Source organism: Sphingomonas sp. PEI4 (genome assembly GCF_056679955.1).
On the sequence record NZ_JBWXPI010000002.1, the window covers coordinates 388,319 to 404,937 of the forward strand.

15 protein-coding genes and 2 pseudogenes are annotated in these 16,619 nt (G+C 60.4%); 6 read left to right on the plus strand and 11 right to left on the minus strand.

Going from position 1 to position 16,619, the window contains the following annotated elements; translation table 11 throughout:
- Positions 1-56: 56 nt before the first annotated feature.
- Positions 57-333 (plus strand): annotated as a pseudogene (locus AC1MLZ_RS20750) (integrase core domain-containing protein); the annotation flags it as partial.
- On the opposite strand, the gene AC1MLZ_RS20755 reads toward AC1MLZ_RS20750, so the two are convergent.
- The gene (locus tag AC1MLZ_RS20755) at positions 330-767 is read right to left on the minus strand and encodes a DUF411 domain-containing protein (protein ID WP_480961866.1); all 438 of its coding nucleotides are present in this window, start codon (positions 765-767) and stop codon (positions 330-332) included. The pseudogene AC1MLZ_RS20750 and the gene AC1MLZ_RS20755 overlap by 4 nt on opposite strands.
- Before the next feature lie 1,040 nt (positions 768-1,807).
- Between AC1MLZ_RS20755 and AC1MLZ_RS20760 the strand changes: the two genes are divergently transcribed.
- From AC1MLZ_RS20760 to fliE, 4 genes and pseudogenes are all read left to right on the plus strand, one after another.
- Positions 1,808-2,029 (plus strand): hypothetical protein, encoded by a 222-nt coding sequence (locus tag AC1MLZ_RS20760; protein WP_480961867.1) that lies wholly within the window; start codon positions 1,808-1,810, stop codon positions 2,027-2,029.
- Positions 2,030-3,384: 1,355 nt separating this feature from the next.
- The gene (locus AC1MLZ_RS20765) at positions 3,385-3,990 is read left to right on the plus strand and encodes a DedA family protein (RefSeq protein WP_480961868.1); all 606 of its coding nucleotides are present in this window, start codon (positions 3,385-3,387) and stop codon (positions 3,988-3,990) included.
- Positions 3,980-5,463: pseudogene (locus tag AC1MLZ_RS20770) on the plus strand (phospholipase D-like domain-containing protein). Before AC1MLZ_RS20765 ends, AC1MLZ_RS20770 begins: the two are co-directional and overlap by 11 nt.
- Before the next feature lie 118 nt (positions 5,464-5,581).
- Positions 5,582-5,932, plus strand: coding sequence for a flagellar hook-basal body complex protein FliE (gene fliE / locus AC1MLZ_RS20775; protein WP_480961869.1), 351 nt, complete (start codon positions 5,582-5,584; stop codon positions 5,930-5,932).
- Positions 5,933-6,385: 453 nt separating this feature from the next.
- Here the strand turns inward: fliE and AC1MLZ_RS20780 are convergent, their stop codons facing one another.
- The 4 genes from AC1MLZ_RS20780 to AC1MLZ_RS20795 all read right to left on the minus strand — a co-directional run bounded on the left by AC1MLZ_RS20780 (position 6,386) and on the right by AC1MLZ_RS20795 (position 10,871).
- Positions 6,386-6,757 carry a TFIIB-type zinc ribbon-containing protein gene (locus AC1MLZ_RS20780; protein WP_480961870.1) on the minus strand — a complete coding sequence of 124 codons (372 nt, stop codon included), beginning with the start codon at positions 6,755-6,757 and terminating at the stop codon, positions 6,386-6,388.
- 63 nt (positions 6,758-6,820) lie between these two features.
- A complete protein-coding gene (locus AC1MLZ_RS20785) occupies positions 6,821-7,135 on the minus strand; it encodes a hypothetical protein (protein ID WP_480961871.1) in 315 nt (104 codons plus the stop codon).
- 196 nt (positions 7,136-7,331) lie between these two features.
- Positions 7,332-8,300 carry a magnesium and cobalt transport protein CorA gene (locus tag AC1MLZ_RS20790; protein WP_480961872.1) on the minus strand — a complete coding sequence of 323 codons (969 nt, stop codon included), beginning with the start codon at positions 8,298-8,300 and terminating at the stop codon, positions 7,332-7,334.
- A gap of 1,335 nt (positions 8,301-9,635) precedes the next feature.
- Entirely contained in the window at positions 9,636-10,871 is a 1,236-nt protein-coding gene (locus AC1MLZ_RS20795; protein WP_480961873.1) for an integrase, read from the minus strand.
- Positions 10,872-11,021: 150 nt separating this feature from the next.
- Here AC1MLZ_RS20795 and AC1MLZ_RS20800 point away from each other — a divergent pair, with 150 nt between their 5' ends.
- Positions 11,022-12,113, plus strand: a complete 1,092-nt coding sequence (locus AC1MLZ_RS20800) for a hypothetical protein (RefSeq protein ID WP_480961874.1) — start codon at positions 11,022-11,024, stop codon at positions 12,111-12,113.
- Positions 12,114-12,196: 83 nt separating this feature from the next.
- Here AC1MLZ_RS20800 and AC1MLZ_RS20805 read toward each other — a convergent pair whose 3' ends face one another.
- The 6 genes from AC1MLZ_RS20805 to AC1MLZ_RS20830 all read right to left on the minus strand — a co-directional run bounded on the left by AC1MLZ_RS20805 (position 12,197) and on the right by AC1MLZ_RS20830 (position 16,593).
- Positions 12,197-12,547, minus strand: a complete 351-nt coding sequence (locus AC1MLZ_RS20805; protein ID WP_139227008.1) for a hypothetical protein — start codon at positions 12,545-12,547, stop codon at positions 12,197-12,199.
- Positions 12,544-13,227 (minus strand): ParA family protein, encoded by a 684-nt coding sequence (locus AC1MLZ_RS20810; protein ID WP_082445157.1) that lies wholly within the window; start codon positions 13,225-13,227, stop codon positions 12,544-12,546. The genes AC1MLZ_RS20805 and AC1MLZ_RS20810 overlap by 4 nt, the downstream gene beginning before the upstream one ends.
- 867 nt (positions 13,228-14,094) lie before the next feature.
- On the minus strand, positions 14,095-14,853 hold the full coding sequence (locus AC1MLZ_RS20815) for a hypothetical protein (RefSeq protein ID WP_480961875.1): 759 nt from the start codon (positions 14,851-14,853) through the stop codon (positions 14,095-14,097).
- Positions 14,843-15,145, minus strand: coding sequence for a hypothetical protein (locus tag AC1MLZ_RS20820; RefSeq protein ID WP_480961876.1), 303 nt, complete (start codon positions 15,143-15,145; stop codon positions 14,843-14,845). Before AC1MLZ_RS20820 ends, AC1MLZ_RS20815 begins: the two co-directional genes overlap by 11 nt.
- On the minus strand, positions 15,132-15,452 hold the full coding sequence (locus AC1MLZ_RS20825) for a hypothetical protein (RefSeq protein WP_480961877.1): 321 nt from the start codon (positions 15,450-15,452) through the stop codon (positions 15,132-15,134). The genes AC1MLZ_RS20820 and AC1MLZ_RS20825 overlap by 14 nt, the downstream gene beginning before the upstream one ends.
- Positions 15,439-16,593, minus strand: coding sequence for a nuclease-related domain-containing protein (locus AC1MLZ_RS20830; protein ID WP_480961878.1), 1,155 nt, complete (start codon positions 16,591-16,593; stop codon positions 15,439-15,441). The genes AC1MLZ_RS20825 and AC1MLZ_RS20830 overlap by 14 nt, the downstream gene beginning before the upstream one ends.
- Positions 16,594-16,619: the final 26 nt, after the last annotated feature.

Genomic DNA, 16,619 nt, shown 5'->3' on the forward strand with positions numbered 1-16,619 from the left:
TTTTGATAATCTGATAACTTCACTATAGCTTATCTGGCTAAAGCTAATTGCACGGGCACCGGTTGACCAAGCCGAACCACCCTGTGGACCAACGGTAAGGCCGATCGGATGAACCGCACCATTAAGGCGGCGACCGTCAAACGCTTCCATTACAAGAGCCACGAGCAGTTGCTGGCGCACCTTGCAGACTTCATGGCACCCTATAATTTTGTCCGTTGGTTTAAGACGCTCGGTGGCCTCACGCCTTAAGAATACATCGTTAAAACCTGGAGGTCAGAGCCAGACAGGTTCATCGACGATCCGATCCACCAGATGCCAGGACTAAACATCTAGCCTCCGTGGCGGGCATAAACGCGCTGACCAGCCGGGCCGAACGCGATGACGTCGAAGGGCTGCGCCTTCTCGCCTGGCACCTCCATTCCCGGCGAGCCGAGTGGCATTTCCGCCACGGCCAGACCGCGCACGCCTTTGGGATGTTGCGCGAGCACGCGCTTCATGTCGGCGATCGGCACATGCCCCTCGAATGCCATGCCATCGATGATGGCGGTGTGGCAGGATGCGAACTGCGCCGGCACACCTAAACGGCGCTGAAATGCCGCCCGGTTCGCATCGTCCGAGATCTGTACCTCGCGCCCGAACTGGTGGTGGACCTGGGCCGCCCATTTCTTACAGCAGCCGCAACCCGGGTCGCGGTGCATGGCAATATCGGCGGCGGCCGATGCGACGCCAGGAAGGACCGCCATCAGGAGGATAGCCAGACCAGCCATTCAGTGTTTCATGTCAGTTCCTGCCATCGGGCCTCTCCTATACTTGATGCGATGGACCGCTGCCACGGCCATCGCGGTACCTCGCCTCGATCTTGCCTGTGTCCGGAACGCGGCAGAGGCAAAAGTAACATCGAACGAATTTGCTATGACTCCAGCCTGCAACCGCTACTGTAAGGCAAATATGAGAAACAGGAAGGGTCAGGATGCGCCTACCAGCTAGGTCAACATTGGCTTTCGCAATGTTCGCGCTCACAGCATGCACCGGCCCCCTTGCCCGCCCTCGCGCGTCAGCCGCGCCTGTCTACGATCATGTCCCTTGCGACACTCCGGGCGCGCGGCGTGAGGAACCCATCCCGTCAAATGGCGCGATATCCGGATCAGCTTCGGCGAAGGCTGATCCGACCAAATCTCGTGCCATCACGTGCGTGATTGAACGTGGGCCTCGCTGAAAGCGCATCATACCTGCGGTTCGACCGCTTGCACGACGGTGATTTTCGGTATCCCACGTCCGGAGTTCCGCCATGGCGACGCTTGTCCATTCTGATCGCGTTGGCAACGCTGATGGCCTTGGTGCTGCCTTCGCTGGGCGAAGCAGCGTGCATAAGAGCCGCCTTGAGTTGGTCAGCCGGCAACGGGCTTGAAACAGCAGCAGCTTCGGGAACGGATCTTACGCTAAAACCACTACGATCTGACGATGATCAGACAGACCGTCCTCGCCATACCGTCACTTGTCAGCATGCACACTGCAGGAATGCGCAAACAGGCGTGACAGGATCGAGCGTACATTTCTCACCAGTTATTTCCAATCGACCTGTCTTTGTATTTAGCAAAAAAGTCTGATTATCGGTTCACCGCTGTTTTGCTTGGAACGCCCCCCTCGACTGGCTTGAAGTCGGCAAGTGCGCATTGACAGGTTTTCCGATGAGGTGAGCGTGTCACTCGCATCCGCACATATTCTTGAAGATTCCAAGGCCCTGCACATGGAGCAGAGCGCGCCAGCCAAATTTTCAATCGCCCAGTCGTAGGTCGAGGGGATCATCATGAAAGACGATGATATAGTTTATTTCCAGCACCGAGCGGAAACCGAAATTAGTTTGGCGCAACTTGCAACTAACTCCAGAATAGTTGCGGCACACTACAACATGGCTGACGCATATTTTGAAAGAATTGGTGCATTGCTGGCGGTCGACGCAGCTAACGCCATAGCTTCTTTAACCGCCGGTGAAGACAAAGGCAGTCGCGAGGCGAAATCGAAGCCATAGCCTATATCTGAACAGCCGCTGCCCTACGGGCCCCGTTAGGAGCAGCGCTAGCTGCCCCCAACCACACGAGGCAAGCCGCAGTATTGCTCGTGAAAACGGGTCTGCTCTGCCGATCGGCAACGCCGCGCCGTTCACGAGAGGAATGGAACCATCATGACGAACTTTCGAAAACCTTTCATCGCCCCACTTGCCGGAGCGGTCTTGTTAGGTGGCTGCGCCACTTATGCGCCGCAGCCTGTCTCCCTTTCCTACTTCGCCGTACCTTGCGACACGCCGGGTGCGATCCCGGCGACGCTCATTCCGCCGCTGAATGACCGGCTCGGCACGACGGCCTTCATCCAGGCGCCGTCGCCGGAACCCGCCGCACCGGCCACACCCGCCAGTGCGGAACAGCCAGCCCCGAGCAAGTGCCTGATAGCGGTCGCCGACAGTGGAGGCCGTTGGCGTGGTGCCAGCTACGACGGTGGCTATCCCAATCGCTATTCAAACCCCTATGGCTACTATGGCTTTCCCATCTATGGATCTTTTGGGGTCGGGGTCGGTGGCGTCCGCTACCGAGGTAGGCACCACGGGGGGAGAGGTTATAGCAGAGGTCATGCCGGTGGGGGGCATTCAGCAGGAGCGCATGGCAACGGACATGGGAGCGGGCACCATTGATACTATCGTGTGCACTAAGCGTTCGGGGGGTGTTGCCTCTGCAGACGGCAGGGGTAGGCAACACCATCCAGCCGTCTGCTGGTCGCCAAACCCAAAATAGCTGATCACCGCCAGCGGCGAGCACCATAACGATCACCGTTCCATAAGAGGGATGAGCAGTATTTGCACAGGATCTGTCAATCGATCGGACAGCATTGCCCGGTCACCGTACGCCTGCCAATGTCCGCCAGTGTGCTGCCCGGACGGATCTCCATCGATAAACAGGCCCCAAACGAATTTGACGTTCGACACTTTTGGACACCCAACCTCAGAAAAGCGATATTTCGATGATCCACAAGACACGTTTGACCGCCGCCTTCGCGGTCACGCTTAGCTTATGCGCTTGCGGTGTAGTCACCCCTCCCGATGAGGAATATTTTCGCACTCATGCCGACGAAGCCAGACTGGTCATAACACGCTGCAAGCGCGGTCAGGAAAGCGGAAGCGATTGCAAGGTGGCAGCGAAGGCTGTCGCTACGCTGAATGCGGACGCCAAGAATGCTTCCGCTAAGGGGGTTCGCTAGCGAGCATCCGTCATGATCCAAGCAAAACAAAGAAACGTCGCTCGGCCAAACCCTGAACAAACGATCGCTCGCACGGAACGCCACAGGTGCTCCGGGGCGGCGAGCCTTTAGTCCATACACGAAGGGAGAAGCAGTTTGGGGCAGTGGATCCAGCAGCTCGTGGATCAGCTCGGCTATCTTGGCGTCGCGATGCTGATGTTCGCCGAAACCGTGTTCCCACCGCTGCCCTCGGAAGTCATTATGCCACTTGCCGGCCTGCGCGCTTCGCGCGGAGCATTGTCGCTGCCTGGCGTGATCGCCGCCGGAGCGGCGGGCGCCATGGCGGGCAATCTTTGCTGGTACGCCGTCGCGCGGATACTCGCCATCGACCGGCTGCATGGCCTGGTCGATCGGCACGGCCGATGGCTCACGCTCGAATGGCAGGAGGTCGAACGCGCGAAGACTTGGTTTCGTGATCATGGTGCCCTGTTCGTCTGCATCGGGCGGATCGTCCCCACGGTGCGATCGGTCGTATCGATCCCGGCCGGGCTCGTGCGGATGCCCCTGGGACCGTTCCTCCTGTGGTCGACGATCGGCACGACCGCCTGGACCGCGATGCTGGCAGCCGCCGGCTATCTGCTGGGGCAGCGCTATGGGGCGGTCGAGCGCTATGTAGGTCCGGTCTCGACGGCGATCATCGTCGCGCTCGTGCTCTGGTACGCTTGGCGGATAGCGACGTGGGGGCGTCGTCATGGGCGTTGAGGTGCCAAAGCCCATGAGCGACGCCACCATCCGACGCGCGTTCTGGCGGACCGCCACGGCAAGCCGTGCGGCCGTCATCATCGACGCCGATGACTATTTCAGGGCGGCCCGCTCCGCGATGCTCAAGGCCAAGCGGCGCATCGTGCTGATCGGCTGGGACTTCGACGCCCGGATCCAGTTTGCCGGGGAGGGTCAGGACGAGGGTCCGCCGACGGTCGGGGCGTTCATCAGCTGGCTGGTCCAGCGCAGTCCCCTGCTCGATATCCACATACTGCGCTGGGATACCGGTGCGCTCAAGACGCTGTTTCATGGCCGAACCCTGTTCACGATCCTGCGCTGGGTGCGCGACCGCCAGATCCACCTCAAACTCGACGGACATCATCCGGTCGCCGGATCGCATCACCAGAAGATTGTGGTGATCGACGACTGCATGGCCTTTTGCGGCGGCATCGACATGACCCGCGAACGGTGGGACACGCGAGACCACCGGGACGAAGAACCGCGCCGCGTCCGACCGGACGGCACGCCGCACGGGCCGTGGCATGACGCGGCCATGGCGCTGGAGGGCCCGGTGGCACGCGCCCTCGGCGACGCCTGTCGGGAGCGGTGGCATGCCGCCGGCGGCTATTCGATCGAGCCCGTGACCGATGGCGCGGATTGCTGGCCTGACGGGCTCGAGGCAGACTTCAGGGACGTGCCCGTCGGGATCTCGCGCACGCTGCCAAAGCTCGCCGACCAGGAACCGGTTCACGAGATCGAGGCGCTGTATGTCGCGCTCATCGCGCGGGCGCGGCGGCTGATCTATGCCGAAAGCCAGTATTTCGCGTCCCGGCGAGTCGCCGAGGCGATCGCCAGACGGCTCGACGAGGCCGATGGTCCGGAGATCGTCGTCGTCAATCCGACGACCGCGAACGGCTGGCTCGAACCTATCGCGATGGATACGGCCCGTGCCCGGCTGGTTGCCGAACTCAGGACGCGCGACGTGCACGACCGCTTCCGTATTTATCACCCGTTCACCGCCGCGGGCACACCGATCTATGTCCATGCCAAGGTCATGATCGTCGACGACGTCGTGCTGCGAGTGGGATCCTCCAACTTCAACAACCGGTCGCTGCGCCTCGACAGCGAATGCGACGTGACGATCGACACGACCGGGGCATCCGACGCCGATGGGCATCGAACGATAGCCGACATCCGCGCCGGTCTACTCGCCGAGCACCTCGGCACCCACAAGGACGCGGTCATCACGAAATTTGCCGAAACCGGCTCGTTGATCGCAACGATCGCGGCGTTGAAGGCGCCGGGTCGCTCGCTACGCGAGTACGAGCTGCCCGAACTGTCTTCCATTGAAAAAAATGGCTGGCCGACAGCAAGCTGCTCGACCCCGAGGGACCGGATGAAATGTTCGAGCCGTTTTCGCGACGCCGCGGTCTGCTCTTTCACCTGCGGCACCGACACCGCCGTCAGCCGTGACGCGTATCGCCCGGATCGGGACGACCGGGGGGCAATTCCGAACAAACATCCTTAACCGTTCCTAATCGTTTTTGCGCGAAGATGCGCTTTCCATCGGTCGGGCAAGAGGTCGACAAGCATGAATGTGAACGGCGTGGCCGACGTCATGGCGATGCGCAACGCGATGCTTCAACGAAACGCCGCGCTGAGGGATGTCGGCTCGGCTTCGTCGCCAAATGCGCTGCGGGGACCGGATGGCACTGCCCCATCGACGAGCTTTGCCGCGACGATGCAGACCGCGCTTCAAAAGGTGAATGCGCTCCAGGAACAGGAGGATGTCGCGACCGAAGCCTACGAACGCGGTGAGACGACCGATATCGCGACCGTCGCGCTGATACAGCAACGCGCTTCGGTTTCGTTCGAGGCCACCTTGCAGGTCCGGAACAAGGTTCTTTCGGCCTACAAGGACATTATGAGCATGGCCGTCTGATCACAGCCTGCGTCCATCGAGTGCCCGATGGCCCCGGGATGGCTCACCTGCGTTCAAGACTCCGAACCGCCGGTGGTGATGAACGACGATCGTCATGCCGGACGGCGTGATCGCTGCTGTCATTTTGGGCGTATGGCGCACGAGGTCCATGCATGGGATAAGGCGTAGGCTGCGGCATCTGGTACGTGGGACGGGGTGCGGACGAGGCAGGGTAGCCGCCGTAGCTTCCGCCCTCATAGGCATGCCCACCATCCCAGTTGACCCCGCCATGCGTGCCGCTCCAGTTGACGCCCGCGCCATGAGACATGCCCTGTGCGCCGGCCGGCGCTGCCGCCAAGCCGGCAAGGATCATGATCCCAAGTGTCAGCCCGCATCTTCTGGTCACGCTATTTCTCCCTCGATGCACCGACACCATGACACGGCTGCCTGCTCGGACCGCCGGCCGAGTGCGGATCAATGCCGAAACAGACCGCCAAGAAAGCCGCCGGGACGATAGCCGCCGTGGCCGTCACGGTCATGCCCGCCGCCATGACGTCCACCGCCATGAGATCCCTCATTGTACCCGCCCCAGGGAACAGGCTGAGCATATCCAGGTGCTGTCGGTTGTGGCGGGTAATCGGGTGCCGGCCTCGACGTCGCCTCGTACGAAGCGTTCTTCTCAATGATCTTGTCGAGTTCGCCGCGGTCCAGCCAGATGCCCCGGCATTGCGGGCAATAGTCGATCTCGACCCCCTGCCGGTCGGCGAGCACGAGGTCGACCCGACACACGGGGCAGAGCATGCCCTGCATCCGGGTGGTCGCGGGTACTGTTGCGGCATCCGTCATGGTGCATTCCTCTCTTTGGTCGGCACCGCTGGGGCGGTCTGCCCAGAAAGCGCTGCTTTCAACTTAATAGCCATAACTCCCGTAGCGCTGATTGCGCTCCTGGCGCTCATGCCGCCGCTCACGACGTTCCTCGCGACGATCATGGCGATTGTTGTAGCCGTAGCCGCCTTGGTAATAGCCGCCGCCATTACCGCGCCAAGACTGCTGATGGCCACCGCCTCGATCGCGGTAGGCGTCGCCATATCCGCCGTGTCCCCGGACCTGATTGCCGTAGGACGGGCCGCCATTATGCCCGCCGTAACCGCCATGGGACTGGGCCATCGCAGCCGGCGCAGAAAACGCCAGCGCCGCCGCGGCTAAGATTAAGGATCCTCTCATGACTACCTCCATCAAGCGTGACCGAATGTCACGTCTAGTAGATAGGACCGCGATATTGAATACAGGCGGAATGCGATCGACAGCTCACATTCATTAACAAGATATGATATTATATTTATTGCGTAGTCAGGTGAGAATCATGGCATGAAATTATCTCGCCGAACCTTCAGGTGTCTCAAGCCGCTTGTACACTCGACTAGATCCATTTTGCGCGCTTGAACCTGATATAAAGCACACTGCACACCGTAGCGACCACCGCGAGTACGACGAAATATCCATACTTGGTTTTCAACTCTGGCATGTTCTCGAAGTTCATACCGTAGATGCCTGCGAGGGCAGTCGGCACGGCCATAATGGCCGCCCAGGCCGCAAGCTGCCGGGTACTCGCACCAGTGCGCTGCTGTTCGAGCAGATTGCTAACCTCAAAGACCGATGTGAGCACTTCGCGAAGGCCGCCCACCGTGGTTTCAACTCTGTGAATATGGTCCAGCACATCTCGGAAATACGGGATTACCTCCCGGTCGATGCAAGGCATGTCGGGGTGGGTGAGTTTGTTCGCTACCTCGCCCATGGGGCCAAGGACTCGTTGGAACCGCATCAGCTCACGTCGTAGATTGAAGATGCGACTGATTTCTTCCCGGGCCAGGAAAGCGTCCAGCGCCCGTTGCTCCATTATGACTACTTCCTCCTCGATGGCCTCCCCGATCGGCAGATAGCCATCGACGATGAAGTCGATAATGGCGTGCAGAACATAGTCAACACCATGAGAAAGTAGGGACGGCGCCGCTTCAAGCTGGTCACGCAGCGTGCTGTGCGATCGTGCCGATCCATGACGCACGGTGATGACATGACTGGGACCAACGAATATCGCGGTTTCACCGTAGGCGATAACCTGATCCTCAAGCCGGGCAGTCAGCGCTACCACGAACAGCTGATCGCCGTAGACATCGACCTTCGGATGCTGGTGGGCTTTCAGGGCATCCTCGACCGCAAGAGGGTGAAGGCCGTAGTTGTCCTGTAGCTTCCGAAGCTCTTCCTCGGATGGCTCCAGCAGACCGATCCAGACGAACTCAGCCTTGTCGTCCGAACAGAATGTCGACTCGTCGATCGAAACAGACCGGACCCGCTGGCCATGGCGATACAGGGAAGCGGCAACAACGCTCATCAGGACCCTCTAAACATTGATAGACGATCGCTCCTAGCAGGAGCCGATCCTTGCGTCGCTGCGAACGCATATCCCTACAAGTGATGCCTCAGGGATGCCTGGAGCTTCGTCACCATCAATTTTTTCTCGGCCGCCGCTACGCCAGCACGTTCACAGCACGGGCAGCGACAAGGCCCACCGTCAGGAGCGAAGCGCCTGCTTCGACCATCAAGGGCAGTTGCTTCATGCGCTTGGGGGCTTCGTATCGGTAGGGGAAAAGGCTTGAGATTTCGTGCTAGGCTATGATCTAGTTGTGCCTGGCACAACGATCGAGCAGGAAAGAGAGCCGTGTTCAGGTGACGATCAACAACCTGCCCCATTCAGTCACGGAGCGTTCGCGACCCCCTCGCGTCCGCTCACCTCTTCGCTGGTGGCAACTGGCGCTGCCGGCCGGCGTGTGGATTGTCACCGGAAAGGCGTTGCTGGCGGGCGCCCGTACGCTGGGCCGGCCCGGACTTTTGCATCCATATGCAATGTTCTTGCTCCTCCGATTATCCGGTCGTTCCTCCCGCATCGGCTTCAGGGTTTGGCGGCATCTGGGAGGCAAATGGCGTTAGCCGAGCCGTGGTGATGTGCCAGCCGTCAATTATAGACCAGAATGTCGGCGATGCCGAACCGCCGTGCGACCTCGCGCACGGTGTCCCCTCGCTCGAAGCTGGCGGCTACTGCCGCCGACTTCATCATGGTCATTGTAGATACGTCGGCGTTCCGTCCGGGTGACGACCTCTGTGAAACGGCGACGAAAGTAGGAGCCCGGTAGATTTCTGCGAAGCTAATAAATTTGCGCAAAACCTTCACTAAATCAGGGGCCTCGATAGGCACCGATCGAGGCCCCTGCACAACTCATACTTTGCGGAGATCACAGGTAGTTGCCGCGCTTTGAGCGGGGTTTCGCGTTCGACGCCGATCCACGGGCACAGATCGGCAAATCAGCCGGGCATCGACGATAAGGACCAAGCGGCTCACAGTCCTAACCAACTCCAAGAGCGGTGCCGAGTGTTACGCTTGCCTTCAGGTAACTGACGCCAAATGGTGGATTGATCACCGCGGTCTGACGGACGTCGATCTGATGGCGGCAGCGACGCACATCCAAAGCGCCACGGCGATCACGGCGTCGATTGCGGACATGCCTCGATTGCCATGATCATTTTGCCGATGTCATCGCGACGACCAACCTTGCGACGATGGTATCATTGATAGCACGAACTCTAACGCGATACCGCGCGCACGCCCTACTTCTTGGGATTCGAGACGGTGCTAAACGTACGTCTGGCAGCCCAGTACTAGTATGGTATATCATCCTCTTATCTTCGACAACACGCGCGCTGCAACATTGCTCCTGGCGGCAAGCTTCCGCCCATAGCGCAGTGCCGTCGACGGCGACGACCATCGCAGCGCCTGGGCAATGCCAACGCCGTCCTCGCCGGCGGCAAACAGATCCTGCGTCAGCCCAACGCGCAGCGAGTGGCTTGATAGCGCCCTTGCAGCTTCCTCAACCTTCGCGATCGGCATCTCTACCAGCCCCTGATCGAATGCACTCAGCGCCACCCGCCGATAGATCCCGTTGACGCCCTGCCGGCTCAGCGACGCGGTCCCCACGGTGTAGACGGTGCGTGCCGGTTCGGCCTTCTTGCCACGGAGCTTCTCCTGCCAGTGCCGCGTGTGCCCGGGGATCGCCTCGTACGCCATCGGCGGAACTGCGGCGCGTAGACGGCGCCGATCGACACCCACGCGGCGAAAGACCGGCCCCTCGGTGATGGCGCTCGCTACCAGCCAAGCGCCGACTCGGCGCATCGTGTCGGCGGACAGCCAGCCCCAGGCCCCCTGCCCTTCCTGATCGGTCTTGGACGACGGGATGAAAAGAAGCGCCGAGCCATCGCTGTGCGGATCGATGTGCGCGACGGTGACGGCGACGAGTTCACTGACGCGCAGTCCAGCATCATAGCCAAGCGATAGCAGCGCGGCATCACGCAACCCCTGCAGGTCGCCGCCACAGGCGCCGAGCAGCGCGGTCAGCGTGAACCCCTTGGTATGGGGGTCTAGCGAGGCCCCGAAGCGCAACGGGGCAGCCTGACGCTGCGCAGCGCCACGCCGTCGGCGCAGGCCCTTGAGCGCCGCACGGACCATGACGTGGCTGGTGGGCGCATGCCCCCTCTCCTGCAAGCCTGACAGGGCGTGTGCGGTGGCGAGACTGGCAACTCGCCGGGCCACCGTTGCGGGCTTGGCGCCGCGCGTTTCTAGCATGGCAATGTAGCGGATCAGGTTTTCGGGCTCGGCGGGCAGCGGGGCGACACGGATGTCCTCACACCACCGCAGATAGCAGGCCAGGTCCGACGCCAGCGCCGCCTTGCTCGCCGCTGCCATAGCGCCGAGCTGCGCCGCGAAGCCGATCTCGCTGACGAGGCCAGCGTCCGCTGGCAGCGCGAGAGCCAGCAACCGGGTAACGCGGGCATCGATCGGCTCGACGATCCCACGCCGGGCTCGGATCGGCAGCCCCTCCCCGTCGGTGCGGTGGACGACGATTTCGCTCATGAGGGTCGCGCCCGCTGGTCCGATTTACCCTGCATTCCGCCTATGTAGCACATCGCGGTAGTTACCATAATGTCCGATTATGGTAAGTTACTAGCCATGACCTATAGCAATGCCTAGTGATCTCGTTATTGCTAGCATATGATGGGCGCGATGACGTTCACTGATCATACTTCGCTAGGCTACGCGCTCGGTCGATTGGCAGGTGCAATTCGCTTTGCCTCCCCAGAAATCCGCAAGGTTGCGAGCCTCGCCACCGTGGCCGACTCGTGGCGCGCGTATCGACGCGATGCCGGCATTGGCAACGTCGGCCCTGCCCACCAGCCTTCTACTGACGCCCTCTCGATCCTTCTGACCGATGACCCCCGCCGCGACGCCGTCGTGCTCTGGCTTGCTGCACACGGGGTGCCACCGATTGCCGACGCTGCAACGATGGTCGTTCGCATGGTCAACGCGACGCGCGGGTTCGAGGTCGATGCGCTGGCATTGCTCAACGCCGCCGAGGATGCCTTGGCGCAGGCGGCTGCCGGTGGCCCCCTCACCGGTGCCTGCGGACTGGCGGACGCCGGTCCGGATCATCCGCTCCATGGGCTGGCGCGCGCTGCGGTCGCGGTCGACGTTTTGATCCGCGCGCCGGACTTCGCCGAAAGCTCTGGGCACGAGGCGCTACTCCCCCTGCCCTCCCGATCGATGCGGCATTACGTTGCGTCCGAGCCGGCCGGATGCTGGGCCCTGAACCTTGTGCTTGTTGCACGCGGCATCGTCCCACCGGTTACCGGGATAGTCCCGCGCACGGTCTTTCGCCTCGATGTCACGGACGCCCAGCGGGCTGCCGCGCTCGTCGACCATAGCACGCATGAAGCGTTGGCCGCCTTCACGAACTTGGAGCGCATAGAGTCGGTGTTGGGTCGCGGTCGTGATGCCCTCGTCGGCTTATCCCGCAACGCCCGTGCGTTTGAGGCTTGGACGCTTTTGGCGGCGCTCGGTCCGACCACGCGCAAGCAGCTCATGCGCGCGCTTGGCTTGTCGCGCGCCGGTGCCGATATCCAGGCGCGCGCGCTTGCTGCTGCGAGACTCGTTGGGCTCGAAACGGGAGGTTTGGTATCCCCTGCCCTCCCCGGTTCGTCTCCGTCGCCGTCTGCGTCCCTCGATCACGGTTCGCTTTGTGCAGCGGCTGCGGATCTTGATATCGCAATGGCAGAGATTGACCGCCTCCTCACACGGGGTCTCGATAAACGAAACTAGCCAGTGCGATTTTTGGATACCCACGAAGAATATTAGCCTGTTCGCTTGCCTTACTTGCAGGAGGCTCGGTGCCTAGAAGGACCCTAACCCTTCGCGGTAAGTGCTCGCAGTTCCTCAAGTGCCTGCCAATAGGAACGGTGACCACGCTGGTTGGTAAATTCAACGAACCAGTCGAGTGTTTCTTGTGGACCCTTAATAAAGAGATTTCCCTGAGCGACTGTCTCTCGCCGACGTCGGCTAGGTCGAGCTGAGACACTCTCGCCCTCCCCCTGGGCGCGATCGACGAACCCCATTGCAGCGCCACGCGCGACTGCTTCCTCTTCTCTCACAGGATCGATACGAAGAGGCGCTTTCGAGAGGCCGGAAAGATTGAGTTTGTCGGCGACTTCGTCAGCCGATGCCGCAATAGGCTTCTTGAACCCATAACCGCTCATCGGTCAGTCTCCTCACGCACAGCCTCTACGACTGCGTACGCAACTTCGAATGCGTTTCGTTTGGCTGCTGCAAGCCCTGAAGTCTTTTCATCGGTCAGTTCTTCCAACGTTGATGCAAAATCGAATACGTCACGGTAAGCCGCTCGTTCTACCAGTCCCTTGTTGAGCAACGGTAGATCAGCATCCTTGATTGCTGAGGTAATTCGTTTCGCAGATTTCGTTTCGATCGCCGCGTTGTCACGACTTCGGACGAGGCGGTACGGAATAACGCGGCCTAAGGCTTCCGCCTCCTCGTGTATCAAACCAACGGCATTAGCTGCTAATTCTGCGTCAATCGGCGACAGATTGAACGGAATCAGTACCAAGTGAGAACGGGCAAGTGCTCTTGATGTCATCCGCGAGGCCGTCCCCTCAAGATCGATTAAAACAAAGTCGTTCTTCTCGGTGAGGGCGTCTAGCACCTTTACTAGCTCTGACTCTTTAGGGCTTGCTACGATCTCAAACGGAAGTGCCCTCCCCTCAGCGGTACGCCTGGCGCCCCACTTCGCTATGATCGCATTTGGATCAGCATCGACGACGACAACCGACGCGCCGCTGCGAGCCAGCTCCCCAGCGAGAATGAACGTAAGAGTCGTTTTGCCGGCACCCCCTTTCGGGTTTGCTACTGATATCGCTGGCATGCCTGCGTTTCCTCATTAACATTTTACTAGGCTACTAATTGCCTATTGCGATCGATTGGCCATGCATAGGCTGTTGGCTGCCTATCGAAATCCTATTGATAGTGCAAGACATATACAATGGATATCCTTTTGGAAGCCTTTGGATGGCCTATCGATATAGCTGCCTATGCATATGGTGGCCTATGCATATGCCTGCCTATGGATATGCTTGCCTATGGATATGCTTGCCTATGGATATGGCGGCCTATCGATATGGTGGTCGATGGTTGATAGCTAACCAAAGAATATTGACTGGATATCCTTATGGTAGCCAAACGAAATGGATATCCTGCGGATATCCACCCTCCTCGCTGGCCTACGTCGTAGGCTGCTGGAGTTAGACGACCACCGCTGCTGCCAGGATCGTTGGCAAAGTAGAGCAGCTTTACATGCAATAGATAATCTGTCGCCTTCAGCGCAGGCTGATTGTTCGCGCCAGCGACCGATCCACCCACAGCAAGCTGCCGCTCGCGCTGGAGGGCATATAAACCTTCTCCGCGGGCGACGCGCAGGGGATCGCCCGACTATGACACCAGGAGCTTCAGCAAAGGGGGTAGGGGAGGGGGTCAACACACAGGCATCCATCGTTTTGTGCGTCAGCCACCCAAATCAGAGCCACCATGGCGGCAAAGAGCCCGTCGGCAGGGTTCACCGCGTACGCTTCTAGCCCAGCGCGATTGTCCCTAGGAGCGGTCGCCGCACGGCACCTCCATGTCACCATCAGTGTCGATACCGCCCTTAACGAGCTTTTGCGCCGTCGCAGGGGGGGAGGGCGATCGCAAGCATCCCAAGGATTGCGAGTGTCCGATTTATGTGTCTTCCCCTTGTTCAGTTGAGCGGTTTTGGGTTGGTAAAGTTGATGCTGGTGTGGAGGTTGCCGGCCGGCGACCGATGCAAGTCGATCGTCCGACTGGTTCGCTGTGTGAAGACCATCGGCCGCACCACAGTCTCATAGGTGGTCGATGTACCGAACCACTTCGTCAGACCGTGCCATTTGTCCCCCTCGATGATTTTCATCCGGTAAGTGCCGGGTGGCACCGGTACGGATACATCCTCGTTACGGTTCACATAGACGGAGATGACGTGCACGTCGGTTTTTCGATCAAACAGCTGTACGACAACATTTGCATCTGCCGCTGTCACCCCAATTTTCGACGTCGCCGTCTTTGGATCGACGCTATTATTGACCGTGACGGTTCCGGACGCTGGGAAGGGCAGTTCCGCCACGCGATCGGGAAACCAGCCGGAGCGTTTTGCCTCACGGTAGGCGGGGATCAAGATAGGCATCGCGCATAGCAGGAATATCCATTTCTGCGCTGGGTGCGTCTGAGCATGTCGTTTAGGACGATGTCGGTTCTTCTGATAGTAGAACCCACGACTGGCTGTATCGAACCAGCCAGGGCCAACTCCGCTGCCGTTGCCACCGCCTCCGATCCAACGCGCGCTGCCAAGCGGTACCGCTTTTCCGTGTTTGTCGTGCGGCTGCTCTACCCTCGCTTTGCGATCGTTCCAGATTGTTGTGCCGGAGGCCTTTCTCTGACGGTCCCGATAGCGCTCGCGCATATAGTCTCGGTCATCAAAGCCCATGACCAGCCCCCGCAATTTCCTTTGCCCGCCGGTTGACGGCGCGGCGGTGGAAAACACCGAGTTGCTGAGCGAAATCGACGATGACGAACGAAAACTCGTCAGCGACGTCTTGCTCGGCCGCGCAGGTGGGCGCTATCGAAGCTGCAGCCAGTACCAGATGCGCAGCGGCGATGGGATGCGCTTGCATCAGGTGGAATGACTGAGTCCGGAAGCTGTCCGCCAAGTCCGTGTCGGACAGTGCATCGGGTGTCAGCAACTCGGCCGAGGACGGTTCACTTTCAGCGTGCTGCATGATTACTCCCCCCGGTACGTGAATCGCTTTGCGTCGTGTGCGGCGTGAAGATGGCCCTCTGGCCGTGCCATTGGGCTCCGATCATCGCGCAGGCGATCGCCCACAGGGCCGTGAAGACGGCAGTCCCGCCGACGATCCATAATGTCAGCGCAATCAGCCGGCGATGGCGGTGTCGCGGTGTGGCTTCAGGCGAGGGATCGACCGTCGCCTCCCAGATGACACCGTCGGTCGGCGCGGCATCGAGGCGGGTTGTACGACCACGTTGCCTGGGTGGCGCTCGCATATAGTCGCGTTCAGCCAACCCCATGACTTACCTCCCGCTGTTCCCGATGTGTCGTGATAACGGCGTCTCGGATGATTGGAGCTTTGCTCGCATCGCTCAGCCAGTTGCGATAGCGCGGGTTCCACCGGGCCAGGCCCTCGCAAGCCAGCTTCAGACAAACACCCGCTGCTTCATCCCTACCGGCGAGGAAGGCGACGCTGCCGTCAGGCAGTACGCGCTCGTATATACCAAGCACGATCTCAATCTTGTCCGATGCCTTGCCCTCAGCGGCTATGGTGCTCAGCGCGGTATCGCTCGTGACCACGGTTGCCTTAGGCTCGCTTGAGGCGACGACAGGGGAGGCCTCCTCTGCGCTAGCCACGGCCTGGATGCCGCCCTGCTGCGTGACGTCAGGCTTTGTCTCGTCGTCGGCTCCGTCTTCCTCGTTGTCGACAACCACAGCCGGCTTGATCTTTGACGATCGCAAGCCGATCATTTCTTCGAGGCCGCGGGGATCAGGCTGGTGGTCTCCTGCGAGCTGCCCGCTGATCGCCAAGAGCGTCTTGGCTGACACGCCGGTTGAGAACAGCCGGCCCATAGGAGATATTCCGCCGAATTCCGTCCATGCTGCAATGAAGTTGTCTCCCTTGTAGATCCGCACGTCGGCGCCGACCTTCGAGCGGTCGATCGAGCCTTCCGGAGGGATGATGACGAACGCGCCGATCGTCTCGAACGCGACGTCATGCCGACGCGCTTTCAGCCAGGCCCTGAGAACCTCCCCTTGGCGTCGGGCCTGTTCCAATGGGTTGGGGATGTCGATCGGCCGTCGCCGTCCCTCATACCAGACGTGCCATTCATTATGCTCGTTCTTGGAGATCCGGCCACGATAGTTCTTCACCTCGACTACGGCCGCTGTGCGCGACAGACGTGACAGAATGACATGATCGAACTGGGCGAACCCTCCGATACCGTCGGGAAGCCGTAGATCGTGCAAGAGAGCGTGGTTTGGCGCGTCATGGAAGTGACGATCGAGGATATGCGCGGTCGATCGCTCACCGTTGAGCCCGCGCTGGCGGTTCATCGTCTCCTTGCGCGCCCGCTCTGGAAGGCGGTCGAAGTCTGGGTTTGCCATAAATGCGGCAATCGCCGCGCATTCGTCAGCTTTGGTCGACGGTTTTACAATCATGTACTAATTCCCCCTCTAGAACTTCG